Raw genomic sequence first — 19,555 nt, 5'->3', positions numbered from 1 at the left:
GGCCCGCTTGCGAAAAAAATTAAACTCGGGTAACCAATGGAACTGGCAAGTTCCCTGCATTTGACGATGCGGTATTAACGGTCACCCGAGCAGTAGTACCAGGCTGTGCTGTGTGGCAAGTAGTGGTACACAGCGGTACCCGGTACTCGTCTGTCGGACAATGGAGCGTCGTAGATGAGTAACAAGAACAACGATGACTTGAAACGCCAGGCCTCGGAAAACACCCTGGGGCTGAACCCGATCATCGCGTTACGGAAAAAGGATTTACTGGCATCCGCTCGGATGGTGCTGACCCAGGCCATCAAACAACCGTTGCACAGCGTCAAGCATGTCGCCCATTTCGGCGTCGAATTGAAGAACGTGGTGTTCGGCAAATCACAGCTGACACCCGAGGCCGACGACCGTCGTTTCAACGACCCGGCGTGGACCCAGAACCCGCTCTACAAACGTTACCTTCAAACCTACCTGGCGTGGCGCAAGGAGCTGCACGACTGGATCGGTGACAGCAACCTGTCGGAACACGACATCAGCCGCGGCCACTTCGTCATCAACCTGATGACCGAAGCCATGGCGCCCACCAACAGCGCAGCCAACCCGGCGGCGGTCAAACGCTTCTTTGAAACCGGCGGCAAGAGCCTGCTGGATGGCCTGTCCCACCTGGCCAAGGACATGGTGCACAACGGCGGCATGCCGAGCCAGGTCAACATGGGCGCCTTTGAAGTGGGCAAGAGCCTGGGCACCACCGAAGGCGCCGTGGTGTTTCGCAACGATGTGCTGGAGCTGATCCAGTACCGGCCGATCACCGAGCAGGTGCACGAACGCCCGCTGCTGGTGGTGCCGCCGCAGATCAACAAGTTCTATGTATTCGACCTGAGCCCGGACAAGAGCCTGGCGCGCTTCTGCCTGCGCAATAACCAGCAGACGTTTATCGTCAGTTGGCGCAACCCGACCAAGGCCCAGCGCGAGTGGGGCCTGTCGACCTACATCGAGGCGCTGAAAGAAGCGGTCGATGTGGTGAGCGCGATCACCGGCAGCAAAGACATCAACATGCTCGGCGCCTGCTCCGGCGGCATCACCTGCACCGCCCTGCTGGGCCACTACGCGGCGCTGGGCGAGAAGAAGGTCAACGCCCTGACCCTGCTGGTGAGCGTGCTGGACACCACCCTGGACACCCAGGTGGCGTTGTTCGTCGACGAACAGACCCTGGAAGCAGCCAAGCGCCATTCCTACCAGGCCGGTGTGCTGGAAGGCCGCGACATGGCCAAGGTGTTTGCCTGGATGCGCCCCAATGACCTGATCTGGAACTACTGGGTCAACAACTACCTGCTGGGCAACGAGCCACCGGTGTTCGACATCCTGTTCTGGAACAACGACACCACCCGCTTGCCGGCCGCGTTCCATGGCGACCTGATCGAACTGTTCAAGAACAATCCCTTGGTGCGCGCCAATGCCCTGGAAGTGTGCGGCACGCCGATCGACCTGAAGCAGGTCACTGCCGATATTTATTCTTTGGCCGGCACCAACGACCACATCACACCGTGGCAGTCCTGCTACAAGTCGGCACAGCTGTTTGGCGGCAAGGTGGAGTTTGTGCTGTCCAGCAGCGGGCATATCCAGAGCATTCTGAACCCGCCGGGCAATCCCAAATCGCGTTACCAGACCAGCGATACGATGCCGGGCAAGGCCCTGGACTGGCAGGAGAACGCCACCAAGCACACCGATTCGTGGTGGTTGCATTGGCAGGCGTGGCAGGCGGAGCGGTCGGGCAAGTTGAAGAAGGCGCCTGCGAACCTGGGCAACAAGACTTATGCAGCGGCGGAAGCGGCGCCGGGCACATACGTTCACGAAAGGTAGGCGGGAATGGGTTCAAATGTGGGAGCTGGCTTGCCTGCGATGGCATCAACTCGGTGTGCCTGATACACCGTAGCGTCTGCATCGCAGGCAAGCCAGCTCCCACATTGACCGTGTTCCCGCAGGGAAATAGCGCCATTTTGCAGGGTAAGCCCATGCCGCAACCGTTCATCTTCCGTACCATCGACCTGGATGGCCAAGCCATCCGCACGGCGGTACGCCCGGGCAAGCCTCACTTGACGCCGCTGCTGATTTTCAACGGCATCGGCGCCAACCTTGAGCTGGTGTTTCCGTTCGTCCAGGCCCTGGACCCGGACCTGGAAGTGATTGCCTTTGATGTGCCAGGCGTCGGCGGCTCGTCGACCCCCAGCCGGCCTTATCGCTTTCCCGGCCTGGCCAAACTCACCGCGCGCATGCTCGATTACCTGGACTATGGCCAGGTCAACGCGGTGGGCGTTTCCTGGGGCGGCGCGCTGGCGCAGCAGTTCGCCTATGACTATCCGGAACGCTGCAAGAAGCTGATTCTGGCCGCCACCGCCGCCGGTGCCTTCATGGTGCCGGGCAAGCCGAAGGTCTTGTGGCTGATGGCCAGCCCCCGGCGTTATATCCAACCGTCCCACGTGGTGCGCATTGCACCGATGATCTACGGCGGCTCCTTCCGTCGGGATTCGAAACTGGCCGCCGAACACGCGAGCAAAGTGCGTTCGGCGGGCAAGCTGGGTTACTACTGGCAACTGTTCGCCGGGCTTGGCTGGACCAGCATCCACTGGCTGCACAAGATCAAGCAGCCGACCCTGGTGCTGGCCGGCGACGACGACCCGCTGATCCCGCTGATCAACATGCGTATGCTGGCCTGGCGTATTCCCAACGCCCAACTGCACATCATCGACGACGGCCATCTGTTCCTGATTACCCGGGCCGAGGCCGTGGCGCCGATCATCATGAAGTTTCTCCAGGAGGAACGCCTGAGGGCGGTGATTCACCCGCAACCCGCACTTTAGCCGGCGGCGGTCAGGACGACCGCGCCGCGCAACTTGGCCAGAACCGACTATGGTTCTGAATTGGCGTGCTTGTTGATGGCTTGACGAAGGAGTGTTGGCGCATGCGAGAAAGACCCGAATCGAACCCGGTGCCCACACCCGCCGCGTTCATCAATATTGAAAGTGCGATCACCGGCCTGCGCGGCCGGGACTTGCTCTCGACCCTGCGCAGCGTCGCCGCACACGGCTTGCGCAACCCGGTGCACACCGCCCGCCACGCCCTGAAGTTGGGCGGGCAATTGGGCCGCGTGCTGCTCGGGGAAACGGTGCACGAGCCGAACCCGAAGGACAGCCGCTTCGCCGACCCGACCTGGCAGCTCAACCCGTTTTATCGGCGCAGCCTGCAAGCCTACCTGAGCTGGCAAAAACAGACCCGCCACTGGATCGACGACAGCAACCTCAGCGCCGACGACCGGGCGCGGGCGCACTTTGCCTTTGCCCTGCTCAACGATGCGGTGTCGCCATCCAACACCCTGCTCAACCCCCTGGCGATCAAGGAGCTGCTCAACTCCGGCGGCAACAGCGTGGTGCGTGGCGTCAGCAACCTGTTCGACGACCTGCTGCACAACAACGGCTTGCCGCGCCAGGTCACCAAGCAGGCCTTTGAAGTCGGCAAGACGGTGGCCACCACACCCGGTTCGGTGGTGTTTCGCAATGAACTGCTGGAGCTGATCCAGTACAAGCCCATGAGCGAAAAACAGTACGCCAAGCCGCTGCTGGTGGTGCCGCCGCAAATCAACAAGTACTACATTTTCGACCTGAGCCCGAACAACAGCTTCGTCCAGTTCGCCCTGAAAAATGGCCTGCAAGTGTTTATGGTCAGCTGGCGCAACCCGGATGTACGCCACCGGGAATGGGGCTTGTCCACCTACGTTGCGGCTTTGGAAGAAGCGCTGAACGTAACCCGCGCAATCACCGGCGCCCGTGAGGTCAACCTGATGGGCGCCTGCGCCGGTGGCCTGACCATCGCCGCGCTGCAAGGCCATCTGCAGGCCAAGCGCCAGCTGCGCCGAATCTCCAGCGCCAGCTACCTGGTGAGCCTGCTGGACAGCCAGATCGACAGCCCCGCCACCCTGTTCGCCGACGAACAGACGCTGGAAGCCGCCAAGCGCCGCTCTTACCAGCAAGGCGTACTCGACGGCCGGGACATGGCCAAGGTATTCGCCTGGATGCGTCCCAACGACCTGATCTGGAACTACTGGATCAACAACTACCTGCTGGGCAAGGAACCGCCGGCCTTCGACATCCTGTACTGGAACAACGACAACACCCGCCTGCCCGCCGCGCTGCATGGCGACTTGCTGGACTTCTTCAAGCACAACCCGCTGAGCCATCCCGGCGGCCTGGAGGTGTGCGGCACGCCCGTCGACTTGCAGAAGGTCACGGTGGACAGTTTCAGCGTGGGCGGCATCAACGACCACATCACGCCGTGGGATGCGGTGTACCGCTCCACCCAGCTGCTGGGCGGCGACAAGCGCTTCATTCTGTCCAACAGCGGGCATGTCCAGAGCATCCTCAACCCGCCAGGCAACCCCAAGGCCAACTACGTCGAGAACCTCAAGCTGAGCAGCGACCCGCGCGCCTGGTACTACGACGCCAATCATGTCGAGGGCAGCTGGTGGCCCAACTGGCTGGCGTGGATCCAGCAGCGCTCCGGTGTACAGCGCGAAACACTGACCGCCCTGGGCAACCAGAATTACCCACCGATGGAAGCGGCGCCGGGCACCTATGTGCGAGTCCGCTGAGCCCCACGACGACTTTAAGAAGACTGGATGAAGACCCGCGACCGTATCCTTGAATGTGCCTTGCAGTTGTTCAACCACAAGGGCGAGCCGAACGTGTCGACCATGGAGGTGGCCAATGAAATGGGGATCAGCCCCGGCAATCTCTATTACCACTTCCATGGCAAGGAACCGTTGGTGCTCGGGCTGTTCGAGCGCTTTCAAAACGAATTGGCGCCGTTGCTCGATCCGCCGGAAGACGCCCAACTGGCGGCCGAGGATTACTGGCTGTTCCTGCACCTGATCGTGGAGCGCATGGCGCACTATCGGTTTCTGTTCCAGGACCTGTCGAACCTGGCGGGCCGCTTGCCGAAACTGGCCAAGGGCATCCGCAACCTGCTGACGGCGCTCAAGCGCACGCTGGCCTCGTTGCTGGCCCGCCTCAAGACGGATGGGCAACTGGTCAGTGAAACCCAGGCGCTGGGGCAGTTGGTGGAACAGATCACCATGACCTTGCTGTTTTCCCTGGACTACCAGCGGATTCTCGACCGAGAAGGTGAGGTGCGGGTGGTGGTGTACCAGATCATGATGCTGGTGGCCCCGCATCTGCTGATGCCGGCGAGGCTGGCGACAGAGAGGTTGGCGCTGCGCTACCTGGACGACGCGGACTAAAATGTGGGAGCGGGTTTGCTCGCGAAAGCGGAGTGTCAGTCAGCACATGTGTGACTGATCCACCGCTTTCGCGAGCAAGCCCGCTCCCACATTGGATTTGTGTTGTTCTGTAGATTCCATAAAAAACGCCCGACCTTCGCAGGCCGGGCGTTTTTATGTGTCCCGTAAAAATCAGGACTGACTGGTAGGCGTCGGGCTTGCCGGCGTTGCAGTCGGGGTAGCAGCAGGCGTCGGTGGCGTGACCGAGTTGGTCGCCGGCGCTGCAGTTGCAGGCTTGGCCGCTACCGCTGGCTTCGGCGCTGCTGGCTTTTTGGCTACGGCCGGCTTCTTCGCCGCAGCCGGTTTTGCAGCTGGCTTGGCCGCTGCAGGTTTTGCAGCCGCAGGCTTGGCGGCGGGTTTGGCAGCAACCGGCTTGGCTGCAGGTTTCGCAGCGGCTGGCTTGGCAGCAGGTTTGGCGGCAGCGGTTTTCGCCGCTGGCTTGGCTGCTGCTTTTGCTGCCGGCTTGGCTGCAGGTTTTGCAGCTGCTTTAGCGGCCACTGGTTTAGCGGCAGGCTTGGCGGCCGGTTTAGCCGCTGCGGTTTTCGCCGCAGGCTTGGCAGCCGGTTTTGCAGCAGCTTTGGCCGGCGCCTTGGCGGCTGGCTTGGCTGCCGGTTTGGCGGCGGCCTTGACCAGCGGTTTAGCGGCGGTTTTAGCAGCAGGCTTGGCCGCTGCAGTTTTCGCCGCAGGCTTGGCAGCCGGTTTAGCCGCTGCAGTTTTAGCCGCAACTGGCGCAGCTTTAAGGCCGGTGAGTTTTTCGATTTGCCTGGTCAAGGTATCGACCTTGCTGTGCAGCGCTTTCACTTCAGTACGGCTAGGTACGCCCAGTCGCGAAATGGCACTGTTCAGGCGCTTGTCAAAAGCCCCTTCCAGTTCGCCCCACTTGTCGCTGATACGTGATTTGGCAGAACCGGCGGAAGCCTTTGCCGCATCGACTTGTTTACCCACTGTGCTCTTGGTCAACTTCTCGGCCTTCTCGCCGTCTTTAACCAAAGTCTCGAAGTATTTACCGCCGTCACTGCTCACCTTCGAGTACACGCCTAAACCGGCCAGCCAGATCTTGCGGGAGTATTTTTCAACTTCCCCGATCCACGAGCTGCCTTCTTTATCAGTAGTCTTTTTACCAGCCATCCCGTTGTCTCCTTAGTGTTTACGCGCGACACGTTCGAGCAATGCCGTCAGCTCATCGAGCTTAGCAGAGAGTGTCTCCACGTCATGTTTAGACGGAATGCCGATCCGATTCAAGGCACTTCCAACACGACTATCAAAAGCGCTTTCAACTTTATCCAGTTGCACTTCGACTCGACCTTTGACGCCGAAGACTTCGCTCTTGACTTGATCAATCTGACTGTTGGCTGCATCAAGTTGTTCAATCACAACTTTTTTGCCTTTAGTTTCAACATGTTGACCAGTCTTAACCAGCTCTTTGAAGTACTCGGCGCCCTCGCTTCCGACCTTGGCGTAAGCCCCCAAACCGGCCAGCCAGATCTTGCGGGCATAGGATTTAACGTCAGTCAGGGCGTTAGTTCCGGTAGCAATTTTTTTCTTCAAAATAACTTTGGCCATGGTGCACCTCACGCATAAAGGGGGGAGGAACTGCCCACAGAAGTTGGGGGCTTGGGCACAAAGTAGGCAGAAAAATTAGAATCGGCACCCTAAGAAGGTCGCAAATCAGGCCAGGGCTTTATCCAGTGCCTTCTCGATTTCGGACTTGATGGTGCCACTCATGGCCGACATCAACAGACCCAGCTCGACTTCAATCCGCAGGGAATCTTCCGCCACTTTCACGGTGCCTTTAACGCCCGAACGTTTGAGGTTCAGTGTGTCGCCGGCCCACGAAGACTCCAGGCCATATTGCTCCTTGAGTTTGCTCGCCAACTTGTCGGCTTTTTCTCGGGCAGCGTCTTTGCCCAGTGTGTGGGCACGTTCAACCTGTATACGGGCCATTTGAATGACTCCTCGTTATAGAGACTTGTCGACCCGCCATGCGGCAAAAGGTCTCGGTGACCACCTATCTTACCTTCAGCCTTGCCAAGACAAAGCATGCCTTGGGGATTAGAATGCCCCCATTCTCTTTTGGTGACAGCGATATGACTGATCAGCGCAAAGGCAGCGATGCCGAACCCACCACTCACTTCGGCTTCAAGAACGTCCCGGAAAGCCAGAAAGCGGAAAAAGTCGCCGAGGTGTTTCACTCGGTAGCCGCCAAGTACGACTTGATGAACGACGTGCTCTCCGGCGGCATGCACCGCCTGTGGAAGCGCTTCACCATTGAGTTGTCGGGTGTACGCACCGGCAACCGTGTGCTGGATATCGCAGGCGGCACGGGCGACCTGGCCGCCAAGTTCTCCAAGCTGGTGGGCCCCACCGGGCAGGTGGTACTGGCCGACATCAACGGCTCGATGCTCAAGGTCGGTCGTGATCGCCTGCTGGACAAAGGTGTGGCGGGCAATATCGAGTTCGTCCAGGCCGACGCTGAAAAGCTGCCGTTCCCGGACAACCACTTCGACTGCGTGACCATCGCCTTCGGCCTGCGTAACGTGACCCACAAGGAAGACGCACTGCGCTCGATGCTGCGCGTACTCAAGCCCGGCGGTCGCCTGCTGGTGCTGGAGTTCTCCAAGCCGACCAACGCACTGATGTCCAAGGTCTACGACACCTACTCGTTCGCCTTCATGCCGTTGATGGGCAAGCTGATCACCAATGACGCCGAAAGCTACCGCTACCTGGCCGAATCGATCCGCATGCACCCGAACCAGGAAACCCTGAAGTCGATGATGGTAGAGGCCGGTTTCGACCGCGTGACCTACCACAACATGACCTCGGGCATCGTCGCCCTGCACCGCGGCATCAAGCCCTGATGCTGTTCGCAGGCCTTCTCGCCAGCGTCGAACACGGCCTCAACCGTGTACTGCGCCTGGACAGCACCGCCCTGGCACGGCTGGCGCACCTGAACGGCAGGATCATCGCCGTCGACTGCACCAGCCCCGCCTTGCAGCTGTTTATCCTGCCCAGCGATGAAGGCCTGTTGCTGGCGTCCCACTGGGCCGCCGACGCCGACTGCACCCTGCGTGCTTCCGGCTCAAGCCTGCTGCGCCTGGCCCTGAGCCGGGACAAGACGGCGATCCTCCACGGCCCGGACGTGGAACTTGAAGGCGACAGCGCGGTGCTGATGGACCTGGCCGCCGTGCTGCAAGACCTGGAACTGGACTGGGAATACGAGCTGTCACGTTGGCTCGGCCCGGTGGCCACCCAACTGATCAGCGGTCATCTGCGCAGCCGTACGCGCTGGTACCAGCAGGGTTTCGCCAGCCTGAACCAGAACCTCGCCGAATACCTGAGCGAAGAATCGCGCACCCTGGTCGGACAACGGGAAGCGGAAGCGCGCTTTCGCGAACTCGACCAGGCCAAACTCGACCTGGAACGACTTGAGGCGCGCTTCGAGCGCCTGAGCCGCTCCCTTGATTCAAGCGATAACGCATGAAGCTGCTCGCCGTCCGCCGTTTGTTTCGTATCCAGCGCGTCGTAATCCGCTACCGCCTCGATGACCTGCTGTTCGCCCTGCCGCTGCCGTGGTTCCTGCTGGCGGTGCGCTATGTGCTGCCGTGGCGCTGGTTCCCGCGCAAGACCCTCGAGCTGAGCCGTGGCGCGCGCCTGCGCCTGGCGTTGCAGGACCTGGGGCCGATCTTCATCAAGTTCGGGCAGATCCTCTCCACCCGCCGCGACCTGTTGCCCGAAGATATCGCCGACGAGCTGATGCTGTTGCAGGACCGCGTGCCGCCGTTCGACTCGCAACTGGCAGTCACGCTGATTGAAGAACAGCTGGGCAAGAAGATCAGCGAAGTCTTCAGCCGCTTCGACATCGCGCCGCTGGCCTCGGCCTCGGTGGCCCAGGTGCATGCCGCGCAACTGAAAAGCGGCGAAGAAGTGGTGGTGAAGGTGATCCGCCCGGGCCTCAAGCCGATCATCGGCCAGGACCTGGCGTGGCTGTTCATCCTTGCCCGCGCCGCCGAGCGCTTTTCTGCCGATGCACGCCTGCTGCACCCGGTGGACGTGGTGCTGGACTACGAAAAAACCATCTACGACGAACTCGACCTGCTGCGCGAAGCGGCCAACGCCAGCCAGCTCAAGCGCAACTTCGAAGGCTCGCAGCTGCTGTACGTGCCGCAAGTCTATTGGGACTGGTGCCGCCCGAAAGTGCTGGTGATGGAGCGCATCTACGGCGTGCAGGTCACCGACCTCGCGACCCTGGCCGACCAACGCACCGACATGAAGATGCTTGCCGAGCGCGGCGTGGAGATTTTTTTCACCCAAGTGTTCCGCGACAGCTTCTTCCACGCCGACATGCACCCCGGCAACATTTTCGTCAGCACCGTGAACCCGTGGAGCCCGCAGTACATTGCGATCGACTGCGGCATCGTCGGCAGCCTGACCCCGGAAGACCAGGATTACCTGGCGCGCAACCTGTTCGCTTTCTTCAAGCGTGACTACCGCCGCGTGGCGCAGTTGCACATCGATTCGGGCTGGGTGCCGGCCGAAACCAAGCTCAACGAATTCGAAGCGGCGATCCGCACTGTGTGCGAGCCGATCTTTGAAAAACCGTTAAAGGATATTTCCTTCGGTCAGGTGCTGATGCGTCTGTTCCAGACGGCGCGGCGCTTCAATATGGAAGTGCAGCCGCAGTTGGTACTGTTGCAAAAGACCCTGCTGAACATCGAAGGCCTGGGCCGTCAGCTGTACCCGGACCTCGACCTGTGGAACACCGCCCAGCCGTTCCTCGAGCGCTGGATGCGGGACCGTATCAGCCCGAAAACCCTGCTGGGCAACCTGCAAAGCCAGGTCGAGCAACTGCCGCACCTGGCTAACATGACCCGTGACCTGCTGGAGCGCATGTCCCAGCCCCACGCCCAGGACCCGGCACCGCCGTGGCACAAGCGCAAGGACGACTGGTTCCTGCGCCTGCTGGGCGCCGCGCACCTGGTGGGCGGTACGATACTGGCCGCCGGCGGGCCGTTGAATGAACTGGGCCACTGGCCGGCCGGCATCATGGTCGCGGTGGGCGTGTATCTGATCGTGCGTCGATAGCCAATCCGGTTATACACTGTCGCAAATTGCCGGAGCCGAAAATGAAAGACTGGCTGGACGAGATCAAGTGGGACAGTGACGGCCTGGTGCCGGCCATTGCCCAGGACTACAAGACCGGGCGCGTGCTGATGATGGCCTGGATGAACCGCGAGGCCCTGAGCCTGACCGCCGCCGAGAACCGCGCCATCTACTGGTCACGTTCCCGTGGCAAACTGTGGCGCAAGGGCGAAGAGTCCGGGCACGTGCAAACCCTGCATGAGATGCGCATCGACTGCGATGCCGATGTGGTGATCCTCAAGGTCGAACAGATCGGCGATATCGCCTGTCACACCGGCCGTCACAGCTGCTTCTACCGCGTGTTCCAGAACGGCGAGTGGAAGACCGTCGAGCCCGTGCTCAAAGACCCGCACGCTATCTATTCGGCAGGACACTGAACATGAGCGATACCCTCAACCGTGTGGCCCAGGTGCTGGAAGACCGCAAAGGCGCGGACGCCGACAGCTCCTACGTCGCCAGCCTGTACCACAAGGGTCTGAACAAGATCCTGGAAAAACTCGGCGAAGAATCCGTCGAGACGATTATTGCGGCCAAGGACGCGCAAATCAGCGGCGACTGCAGCGACGTGATCTACGAAACTGCCGACTTGTGGTTCCACAGTCTGGTCATGCTCGCCCAACTGGGGCAGCATCCACAGGCAGTGCTTGATGAACTGGACCGTCGCTTCGGCTTGTCCGGGCATGCCGAAAAGGCCTCGCGCCCGTCCGTCTGACCAACTTTTACAGAGGAATTGCAGCATGGGCATTTTTGACTGGAAACACTGGATCGTCATTCTTGTGGTCGTTGTGCTGGTGTTCGGCACCAAGAAACTGAAAAACCTCGGCACCGACGTCGGTGAATCGATCAAGGGCTTTCGCAAGGCCATGAACGACGACGAAAAGCCTGCCGACCCGGCCGTCAATCCGGTGCCACCGGCGCAGCCTGTACATCCGCAGGCCACTCAGCCGATCACTGAACGTCGCACCTTCGACGTGCAGGCCGAGCACGTCAAAGAGCAGAACCAAAAAGACTCGTGAGTACTGAATAATGTTTGGTATCAGCTTCTCTGAACTGCTGCTCGTCGGCCTCGTGGCCCTGCTGGTACTGGGGCCGGAACGCCTGCCCGGTGCCGCGCGCACGGCCGGCCTGTGGATCGGGCGCCTGAAACGCAGTTTCAACGCCATCAAACAGGAAGTTGAACGGGAAATCGGCGCCGACGAGATTCGCCGGCAACTGCACAACGAACACATTCTGTCGTTGGAGCAGGAGGCACGGAAGATTCTCTCGCCGGTGCAGGAAACGCCCAAGCCGGTCGAGCCTGTGGCCGAGCATTCGATTGCTCCGCCCGCCGCACCCGCGCCTGCACCGGTCGCTGAACCCGTGCACGCCGTCGAGCCTGCGCCCACTGCGCCCGTGACCCCGACCGAACCCGCGCCGACACCTGCCGTGTCGCCCGCGCCCCACGACCCTACATTGCCGCCGCGAGCCCCATGAGCGCTGATAAACCGGAAACCGACCAGCACATGCCACTGGTCTCGCACCTCACCGAGTTGCGCACCCGCCTGCTGCGCTGTGTCGCGGCGATCTTCATCATCTTTGCCGGGCTGTTTGCCTTCACCCAGCAGATCTACACCTTCGTCTCCACGCCGCTGCGCGACTACTTGCCGGCTGGCGCGACGATGATCGCCACCGACGTGTCGTCACCGTTCCTCACGCCGTTGAAGCTGACGATGATGGTTTCGCTGTTCCTGGCGATCCCGGTGATCCTGCATCAGATCTGGGGCTTTATCGCGCCGGGCCTGTACAAGCATGAAAAACGCATCGCCGTGCCGCTGCTGGTGTCGAGCATCCTGCTGTTCTACACCGGGATGGCCTTCGCCTACTTCCTGGTGTTCCCGCTGATCTTCAAGTTCTTCGCCGCCGCCACCCCGGCCGGCGTAGAGATGATGACCGACATCACCAGCTACCTCGACTTCGTGATGACGCTGTTCTTCGCCTTTGGCGTGGCCTTTGAAATCCCGGTGGCCGTGGTGCTGCTGGTGTGGATCGGCGTGGTCGACGTCAAATACCTGAAGAAAATCCGCCCGTACGTGATCATCGGCTGCTTCGTGGTCGGCATGATCCTGACCCCGCCGGACATCTTCTCCCAGACCCTGCTGGCCGTACCGATGTGGATGCTGTTCGAGATTGGCATCCTGTTTGGCAGCCTGGTGAGCAAGCGTGGCGATCACCCGGATGACCAACCCGCCGACGACGACCAGCCGCCAGCGACCCAGCCGTGAACCTGCTGCTGCTTGAGGAGGCCGACTTTATCGCGGCCGACCGGGTGGTGCTGCGTGATCGGCGCCTGGTGCATATGCAGGAAGTCCACCGTGCCGCCGTAGGCGACAGCCTGCGGGTCGGACGCATCGGCGGTTTGATGGGCAACGCGCAGTTGCTGCGCCTGGAAGCCCGGGAAGCCGAGCTGGAAGTGACCTTCGACCAGCCGCCGCCGGCCAAACTGCCCCTGACCCTGCTGCTGGCCCTGCCCCGTCCGAAAATGCTCCGCCGGGTGCTGCAAACCGTGGCGTCCATGGGCGTGCCGCGAGTGGTGCTGGTGAACAGCTATCGCGTGGAAAAAAGCTTCTGGCAGACGCCGTTCCTGGAGCCGGAAGCGATTCGCGAGCAATTGATCCTCGGCCTGGAACAGGCCCGGGACACAGTGCTGCCCGAGATCGTGATCGAAAAGCGCTTCAAGCCATTCGTCGAAGACCGCCTGCCCGCCATGGCGCAAGGCACCCTCGGCCTGATTGGTCACCCTGGCGACTATCCGCCCTGCCCTCGTGGGCTGGATGAGCCGGTCACCCTGGCCATCGGGCCGGAAGGCGGCTGGATTCCCTACGAGGTGGACCTGCTGGCCAAGGCCGGGTTGCAGCCGGTGCAACTCGGCGCGCGCATCCTGAGAGTCGAAACCGCCGTCACCGCATTGCTCGCCCGCCTTTTCTAACACCGCCCTCTCCTGTAGGAGCGAGCTTGCTCGCGAAAAACTCAAGGACACCGCGCTCACTCAGAATGCCCGCGTTATCGTTGACGACCTTCGCGAGCAAGCTCGCTCCTACAGAAACATCCGAATCTGCCGATACGCTCCGAATAAGTCCAAGCCTTGTTCCAGGGGAGTTCGCAGCATGTATCGTTGGTTAGCCGAGAAACTGGGGAATGTCAGCGTCAACCGCAAGCTGAGCATAGGCTTCGGCCTGGTATTGGTCCTGACCCTATTGATCACCTTCACCGGCTGGACCGGCCTCAGCGGCGTGATCAGCCGTGGCGACAAGCTGGGCTACATCTCCAGCCTCAACGGGCTGACCAAGGACCTGCGCCTGGCGCGACTGGACTTCGAAATGCGCCGTGGCGAACAAGGCACCAGCGCGGTCAACGACCTGATCACCCAGCTGGACAGTGGCCTGAAAACCGCCGCAGACCTGATCGAGCAACCCGACGACAAGCTCATGGTAGAGCAGCAACAGGATGCCTTGGGGCAATACAAAAAAGCCTTCGGCGCCATGGTGCAGGCCGGCCTCAAGCGTGAAGGCGCCCGCAGCAAACTGGGCGATACCGCCGACAACGCCGTCGCAAAAATCAACGAAGTGGAAAAATCCCTGCTGCAAGGCGACAGCGTCACCCTGTTCAACAGCGTGGTCGACCTGAGCAAACTGATCCAGCAAGCGCGCTTCCAGGTGCGCGGCTACACCTACAGCGGCAAGGTCGAGGCCGAACAGCCGGCGCTGGATGCCATCGACAACGCCCTGAAGAAAATCACCGACCTCAACGATCAGTTGCCCGAGCAATACCGGGCCAACCTGCAAGAGGCCAGCGTTTCGCTGCAGGCCTACCGCGCCGCCGTGAGCCAGTACCGCGACTCCCAGGTGGCCAGTGCCGCCGCGATGAAAATCATGGGCGAGCAGGGCGATATCCTGCTCGACCGCAGTAACAAACTCACCACTTCGCAAACCGTGGTGCGTGATACCGATGCCGCCCACGCCAAGAACCTGCTGTTACTGGCCACCGCCCTCGCGCTGGCGTTTGGTGTACTCGCCGCCTGGGCCATTACCCGGCAGATCGTGATTCCATTGAGCCAGACCCTCAAAGTCGCCGAACGCGTGGCGTCCGGCGACCTGAGCCACAACCTGATCTCCCTGCGCCAGGATGAACTGGGGCAGCTGCAACGGTCGATGCAAAGCATGACCGTGGGCCTGCGGGAGCTGATTGGCGGTATCAGCGACGGCGTCACCCAGATCGCCAGTGCCGCCGAGCAGCTATCGGCCGTTACCGAGCAGACCAGCGCCGGGGTCAACAGCCAGAAGGTCGAGACCGACCAGGTCGCCACCGCCATGAACGAAATGGCCGCTACCGTGCAGGAAGTCGCACGTAACGCCGAGGAAGCTTCCGAGGCCGCCGTCGCCGCCGACCAGCAGGCCCGTGAAGGTGACAAGGTGGTCGGTGAGGCCATCGCCCAGATCGAGCGCCTGGCCAGCGAGGTGGGCAACTCCACCGAAGCCATGGGCCATCTCAAGCGTGAGAGCGACAAGATCGGCAGTGTGCTGGACGTCATCAAGTCGGTGGCCCAGCAAACCAACCTGCTGGCCCTTAACGCAGCGATTGAAGCGGCGCGCGCCGGTGAGGCCGGACGCGGTTTTGCGGTGGTTGCCGATGAAGTGCGCAGCCTGGCCCAGCGGACGCAGAAGTCCACCGAGGAGATCGAAGAGTTGATCGTCGGCCTGCAAAGCGGCACCCAGCAGGTGGCAACCATCATGGACAACAGTCGCGGCCTGACCGACAGCAGCGTCGAGCTGACCCGTCGGGCCGGCAATGCCCTGGAGAACATCACCCGTACCGTCTCGGCGATCCAGGCGATGAACCAGCAGATCGCCACCGCCGCCGAGCAGCAAAGCGCCGTGGCCGAAGAGATCAACCGCAGCGTGCTCAACGTGCGGGACGTTTCCGAACAAACCTCGGCGGCCAGCGAAGAAACCGCGGCTTCCAGTGCCGAGCTGGCGCGCCTGGGGGTTTACCTGCAAAGCCTGGTAGGTCGCTTCAAGGTCTGACCCGCTTGCGGCGGCCATCAGGGCCGTCGCTCCGACAATATGTGAAATTTCCTACGCGTTTTTCAGGTCGTGGATCACACACCTGGCGCCGAATAAAAGTAGCGTTTCAACTCCCCTGACCATTGTTGGCCGGACGCTTGAGACGCTCCTTTTGATTCGTTGGAGGTTCACCATGTTTCGTCCACTGACCCGCCTGCTCGGAAACATCAGCATCAGCCTCAAACTTGCCCTGGGCTTTGGCCTGGTGCTCAGCCTCAGCCTGATCATCGCCTCTACCGGTTGGCAAGCCTTGAGCGCATCCCTCGAGCGCTCCCAAAAACTCACGCTGCTCTCGCAATTGGCAGTCGTCGGCGAAGAGTTGCGCGCTGATCGCATCGTCTATCGCACCCTGAACGACCCGGCCAGCCTGTCCAAAATAGAGCTGCACATGGACAAGATCGACCAGTTCCTGGTGGATCTTTCCCCGCGATTTACCGACCCGGTCAACCAACAACAGCTGCAGGAAAGCCGACGCTTCGTCACCAGTTTCAAGACCGCCTTAAGCGGCCTGGAGGGGCTGATCAAGCAACGTGAAAACGCCCGTGAACAGCTCAAGCGCAGCTCAGTCCAGAGCAGTGACAGCCTCTCTGAACTGTCGAGCAACCTGCCCAATCAAGACGATGAAAAGGCTCTCGATGCCGTGGAACAATTGCGCCAGGCCCTGGAACAAGCCGAAGACCGCGCCCAGAGCCCCGCCTGGGCCGCTGCGTCATTGGACGCCTACGCCAAGGGCGTGGGTGATGCGCTACTGGCCCTGGATGGCGCCCAGGCGGCGGTAGGCGCGCTGCCGGTTGACGCCAGCGCCCTGAAAAAAGTTCTGCTCGATTTTCGGACTCACCTGACACGCCTCAAGGACGCCCAACTCAGCGCCGAAACCACCCAGAACCAGCTTGAACAGTGGCTGGATCAGTTGCTCACGGAAAGCGACCTGCTGAGCCAGGACCAGACCGCCAAGCGTGACAACGAAGCCAGCCTCGCCCGCACCCTGCTGCTCAACGTTACTGCAGCGGCGCTGTTGCTCGGCGTCGTGGCCGCCTGGTTGATCGCCGTCCAGATCGTCGCACCACTGCGCCAGGCCCTGTCCGTGGCCAACCGGATTGCCGAAGGTGACCTGAGCCACGACATCCAGGCCTCGCGCCAGGATGAACTGGGGCAGTTGCAGCGCAGCATCGGGCAAATGACCCTCAACCTGCGGGGCTTGATCAGCGGCATCGGCGACAGCGCCCAGCAGATCGCCAGCGCCGCCGAGCAACTCTCGGCGGTCACCGAGCAAACCCGCGACGGGGTCGACGGCCAGAAGCAGGAAACCGAACAGGTGGCCACCGCCATGAACGAGATGCTCGCCACCTCCCAGGAAGTTGCGCGCCATGCCGAGCAAGCGTCGCTGGCTGCTGCCGAGGCCGACCGGCAGGCGGGCCAGGGCGATCAGGTGGTGGCTGAGGCCATTACCCACATCGAGCACCTGGCTCAGGAAATGGCTCGTTCAAGCCAGGCCATGCAAGGCCTGCAACAGGAAAGCCGGAAGATCGGCAGCGTGCTGGAGGTGATCAAGTCGGTATCGGAACAGACCAACTTGCTGGCCCTCAACGCCGCGATCGAGGCGGCCCGCGCAGGCGAAGCCGGCAGGGGCTTTGCCGTAGTCGCCGATGAAGTGCGCAGCCTGGCGCAGCGTACCCAGCAGTCGGCCGAGGAAATCGAGGAGTTGATCAGCGGCCTGCACCGGGGCACGCAGCAGGTGGCCGACATCATGGACAACAGTCGCAGCCTCACCGACAACAGCGTGCAACTGACCCGTCGCGCAGGAGAGGCGCTGGCTGGCATCACCCGTACCGTGTCGGTGATCCAGGAGATGAACCCGCAGATTGCCGCTGCCGCAGAGGAACAGACGGCAGTGGCAGAGGAGATCAACCGCAGCGTGCTGAAGGTCAAGGACGTGTCGGAACAGACCTGGGCCGCGAGTCAGGACACTGCGGCGGCCAGTGTCGAACTGGCGCGCCTGGGGGCGGATTTGCAGGTGTGGGTGGGCAAGTTCAAGGTCTGAAAAAACCCACGACCAACGCTATCCTGTGGCGAGGGAGCTTGCTCCCGCTGGAGTGCGCAGCGCTCCCGTTCTTTTAGGGCCGCTACGCGGCCCAGCGGGAGCAAGCTCCCTCGCCACAAGAAGGATTCTCAACGCATTTATAGAACCTGGCGCAGGAAGGCTTGGGCGCGAGGGTCCTTCGGCGCATCGAAGAATTGCGCCGGGGCGGCGTCCTCCAACAGTTTGCCGTGATCGAAGAACAGCACGCGATCGGCCACTTCCCGGGCAAAGCCCATTTCATGGGTGACGCAGACCATGGTCATGCCTTCCAGGGCCAGGGTCTTCATCACGTCCAGCACTTCGCCGACCATTTCCGGGTCCAGGGCCGAGGTGGGCTCGTCAAACAGCATCACCTTGGGCTCCATCGCCAGCGCGCGGGCAATCGCGACGCGCTGCTGCTGGCCACCGGAAAGCCGCGACGGGAACTCGTAGGCTTTCTGGGCAATGCCGACTTTCTCCAGGAGCGCCAGGGCCTTGGCCTCGCGCTCTTTCTTGCCGCGCTTGCGCACGACTTTTTGCGCCAGGCAGAGGTTTTCCAGCACGGTCATGTGGGGGAACAGGTTGAAGTGCTGGAACACCATGCCGACTTCACGGCGGTAGGCGTTCACGTCGGTTTTCGGGTCTGCCAGTTGCAGGCCGTCGATGCTTACCGAGCCGGAATCGAATTCCTCCAGGCCGTTAAGGCAGCGCAGGAACGTCGACTTGCCGGAACCGGACGGGCCGATCACCACCAGCACTTCACCCCTGGCCACCTGCGTGGTCACGTTATCCACCGCGCGCACGACGTGGCCACGGGTGTCGAAGACTTTTACCAGATCGCGGACTTCAATCACTTTGCGCGAGCCTCCGCTCAAGCCGGCTGGCGATTTTCGACAGCGGCAGGTTGATCAGCAGGTACAGGCCTGCGACGCAGAACAGGATTTCGAACGGCGAGAACGAGGTGGTGATGACCTCGCGGCCGCTTTTGAGCAGCTCGGTAATCGCGATCACCGACACCAGGGACGTGTCCTTGACCAGGCTGATAAATTGCCCGGCCAGGGGCGGCAGCACGCGCTTGAAGGCTTGCGGCAACACCATGTGGCGCATCGACTGACCGGCACTGAGCCCCAGGGAGCGGGCGGCCTCACTCTGCCCACGGGCAATCGACTGCACGCCGGCACGGATGATTTCCGCCACATACGCGCCGGTAAACAGCGAAAGCGCGGCGATCCCGGCGAATTCCCGGGACAGGTTGAGCACCGTGCCGATAAAGAAATAGAAAATGAAGATCTGCACCAATAGTGGCGTACCGCGCACCAGTTCGACGTAGATCGTCGACAGATCGCGTAAAGTCGGGTTGTTCGACAGGCGACACAATCCGGTCGCCAGGCCGATCAACAGTCCCAGCACCCCGGACACCACCGATAGCCACAACGTAGTCCACAAGCCCCACAGCAACGGGCCCGCAGCCCAATGCCGGGTGACGCCGACCACATCGCCCTCGGCCACGTCATCGCCATTGGCCACTTGCAGGCTGTTCTCGGCCACGGTCAGGTGCTGTTCGTTGCCCTCGTCATTACGCAGGGTGACTTCAGCCACATCGCCCTTGCGCACCAGCTCGCTGACGGTGGAAATGTCCGACGCACGCTGGGATTCTTCGGCCTGGTAGACGAAGTACTGCGGCACGCGGTTCCAGCGCCATTCGTAGGACATCAGCGAGGTGGCGTAATACAACGCGCCGGCCAGGCCGACCAGCACCAGCACCGTCAGCAGGTGCCAGGGCCATTGGGCTTTTTTCTGTTTCATTACGGGTTCCGGGATATGTCGAGATCGTTCCCACGCTCTGCGTGGGAATGCCTCACTGGACGCTCAGCGTCCGCTTTGTGACGCAGAGCGTCACGGGCTGCATTCCCACGCGGAGCGTGGGAACGATCA

Annotated in this window: 20 protein-coding genes and 1 pseudogene; 16 read left to right on the top strand and 5 right to left on the bottom strand. The window is 61.6% G+C overall.

Annotated elements, in window-relative coordinates:
- Positions 1-174: 174 nt before the first annotated feature.
- The 4 genes from phaC (QF039_RS31410) to QF039_RS31395 all read left to right on the top strand — a co-directional run bounded on the left by phaC (QF039_RS31410) (position 175) and on the right by QF039_RS31395 (position 5,284).
- Positions 175-1,854 carry a class II poly(R)-hydroxyalkanoic acid synthase gene (gene phaC, locus QF039_RS31410; protein WP_003209318.1) on the top strand — a complete coding sequence of 560 codons (1,680 nt, stop codon included), beginning with the start codon at positions 175-177 and terminating at the stop codon, positions 1,852-1,854.
- 152 nt (positions 1,855-2,006) lie between these two features.
- Positions 2,007-2,852 carry a poly(3-hydroxyalkanoate) depolymerase gene (gene phaZ / locus QF039_RS31405; RefSeq protein WP_003209316.1) on the top strand — a complete coding sequence of 282 codons (846 nt, stop codon included), beginning with the start codon at positions 2,007-2,009 and terminating at the stop codon, positions 2,850-2,852.
- A gap of 101 nt (positions 2,853-2,953) precedes the next feature.
- Positions 2,954-4,636 carry a class II poly(R)-hydroxyalkanoic acid synthase gene (gene phaC / locus QF039_RS31400; RefSeq protein WP_307522408.1) on the top strand — a complete coding sequence of 561 codons (1,683 nt, stop codon included), beginning with the start codon at positions 2,954-2,956 and terminating at the stop codon, positions 4,634-4,636.
- Between the two features lie 27 nt (positions 4,637-4,663).
- Complete coding sequence (locus QF039_RS31395; RefSeq protein ID WP_003209312.1) at positions 4,664-5,284, top strand: TetR/AcrR family transcriptional regulator; 621 nt, start codon at positions 4,664-4,666, stop codon at positions 5,282-5,284.
- 171 nt (positions 5,285-5,455) lie between these two features.
- Here QF039_RS31395 and QF039_RS31390 read toward each other — a convergent pair whose 3' ends face one another.
- The 3 genes from QF039_RS31390 to QF039_RS31380 all read right to left on the bottom strand — a co-directional run bounded on the left by QF039_RS31390 (position 5,456) and on the right by QF039_RS31380 (position 7,267).
- Positions 5,456-6,451: a phasin family protein gene (locus QF039_RS31390; RefSeq protein WP_307522405.1), complete on the bottom strand. Its 996-nt coding sequence runs from the start codon at positions 6,449-6,451 to the stop codon at positions 5,456-5,458.
- A 12-nt stretch (positions 6,452-6,463) separates the two neighbouring features.
- Positions 6,464-6,886 carry a phasin family protein gene (locus QF039_RS31385; protein ID WP_134325603.1) on the bottom strand — a complete coding sequence of 141 codons (423 nt, stop codon included), beginning with the start codon at positions 6,884-6,886 and terminating at the stop codon, positions 6,464-6,466.
- Positions 6,887-6,991: 105 nt separating this feature from the next.
- On the bottom strand, positions 6,992-7,267 hold the full coding sequence (locus QF039_RS31380; protein ID WP_008439272.1) for a polyhydroxyalkanoic acid system family protein: 276 nt from the start codon (positions 7,265-7,267) through the stop codon (positions 6,992-6,994).
- 143 nt (positions 7,268-7,410) lie between these two features.
- On the opposite strand from QF039_RS31380, the gene ubiE reads away from it, so the two are divergent.
- From ubiE to QF039_RS31325, 12 genes and pseudogenes are all read left to right on the top strand, one after another.
- Positions 7,411-8,181 (top strand): bifunctional demethylmenaquinone methyltransferase/2-methoxy-6-polyprenyl-1,4-benzoquinol methylase UbiE, encoded by a 771-nt coding sequence (ubiE, locus tag QF039_RS31375; protein ID WP_003209306.1) that lies wholly within the window; start codon positions 7,411-7,413, stop codon positions 8,179-8,181.
- Positions 8,181-8,804: an SCP2 domain-containing protein gene (locus QF039_RS31370; RefSeq protein WP_003209304.1), complete on the top strand. Its 624-nt coding sequence runs from the start codon at positions 8,181-8,183 to the stop codon at positions 8,802-8,804. The genes ubiE and QF039_RS31370 overlap by 1 nt, the downstream gene beginning before the upstream one ends.
- Complete coding sequence (gene ubiB, locus QF039_RS31365) at positions 8,801-10,405, top strand: ubiquinone biosynthesis regulatory protein kinase UbiB (protein WP_087692911.1); 1,605 nt, start codon at positions 8,801-8,803, stop codon at positions 10,403-10,405. The genes QF039_RS31370 and ubiB overlap by 4 nt, the downstream gene beginning before the upstream one ends.
- A 41-nt stretch (positions 10,406-10,446) precedes the next feature.
- Positions 10,447-10,839 carry a phosphoribosyl-AMP cyclohydrolase gene (gene hisI / locus QF039_RS31360; RefSeq protein WP_003209300.1) on the top strand — a complete coding sequence of 131 codons (393 nt, stop codon included), beginning with the start codon at positions 10,447-10,449 and terminating at the stop codon, positions 10,837-10,839.
- Positions 10,840-10,841: 2 nt separating this feature from the next.
- On the top strand, positions 10,842-11,174 hold the full coding sequence (locus QF039_RS31355; RefSeq protein ID WP_008439273.1) for a phosphoribosyl-ATP diphosphatase: 333 nt from the start codon (positions 10,842-10,844) through the stop codon (positions 11,172-11,174).
- 25 nt (positions 11,175-11,199) lie between these two features.
- A complete protein-coding gene (locus QF039_RS31350) occupies positions 11,200-11,478 on the top strand; it encodes a twin-arginine translocase TatA/TatE family subunit (protein WP_003209298.1) in 279 nt (92 codons plus the stop codon).
- Between the two features lie 10 nt (positions 11,479-11,488).
- Positions 11,489-11,935, top strand: a complete 447-nt coding sequence (tatB, locus tag QF039_RS31345) for a Sec-independent protein translocase protein TatB (protein WP_003209296.1) — start codon at positions 11,489-11,491, stop codon at positions 11,933-11,935.
- Complete coding sequence (gene tatC, locus QF039_RS31340) at positions 11,932-12,723, top strand: twin-arginine translocase subunit TatC (RefSeq protein WP_026078063.1); 792 nt, start codon at positions 11,932-11,934, stop codon at positions 12,721-12,723. Before tatB ends, tatC begins: the two co-directional genes overlap by 4 nt.
- Positions 12,720-13,427, top strand: a complete 708-nt coding sequence (locus QF039_RS31335; RefSeq protein WP_003209293.1) for a 16S rRNA (uracil(1498)-N(3))-methyltransferase — start codon at positions 12,720-12,722, stop codon at positions 13,425-13,427. The genes tatC and QF039_RS31335 overlap by 4 nt, the downstream gene beginning before the upstream one ends.
- Before the next feature lie 178 nt (positions 13,428-13,605).
- Positions 13,606-14,664: pseudogene (locus QF039_RS33865) on the top strand (methyl-accepting chemotaxis protein); the annotation flags it as partial.
- Positions 14,650-15,522 carry a methyl-accepting chemotaxis protein gene (locus QF039_RS33860; RefSeq protein ID WP_371103578.1) on the top strand — a complete coding sequence of 291 codons (873 nt, stop codon included), beginning with the start codon at positions 14,650-14,652 and terminating at the stop codon, positions 15,520-15,522. The pseudogene QF039_RS33865 and the gene QF039_RS33860, both read left to right, overlap by 15 nt.
- 172 nt (positions 15,523-15,694) lie before the next feature.
- The gene (locus QF039_RS31325; protein ID WP_177049085.1) at positions 15,695-17,602 is read left to right on the top strand and encodes a methyl-accepting chemotaxis protein; all 1,908 of its coding nucleotides are present in this window, start codon (positions 15,695-15,697) and stop codon (positions 17,600-17,602) included.
- 137 nt (positions 17,603-17,739) lie between these two features.
- On the opposite strand, the gene QF039_RS31320 is transcribed toward QF039_RS31325, so the two are convergent.
- Together QF039_RS31320 and QF039_RS31315 are read right to left on the bottom strand one after the other, a co-directional pair.
- Positions 17,740-18,474 (bottom strand): amino acid ABC transporter ATP-binding protein, encoded by a 735-nt coding sequence (locus tag QF039_RS31320; RefSeq protein ID WP_307522391.1) that lies wholly within the window; start codon positions 18,472-18,474, stop codon positions 17,740-17,742.
- On the bottom strand, positions 18,467-19,426 hold the full coding sequence (locus QF039_RS31315) for an amino acid ABC transporter permease (RefSeq protein WP_307522389.1): 960 nt from the start codon (positions 19,424-19,426) through the stop codon (positions 18,467-18,469). The genes QF039_RS31320 and QF039_RS31315 overlap by 8 nt, the downstream gene beginning before the upstream one ends.
- Between the last annotated feature and the right edge of the window lie 129 nt (positions 19,427-19,555).

The sequence above is a fragment of the Pseudomonas sp. W2I6 genome (assembly GCF_030815935.1).
In the GTDB taxonomy this organism is placed as follows: domain Bacteria; phylum Pseudomonadota; class Gammaproteobacteria; order Pseudomonadales; family Pseudomonadaceae; genus Aquipseudomonas.
This window is presented reverse-complemented; position numbering and strand designations above follow the sequence as displayed.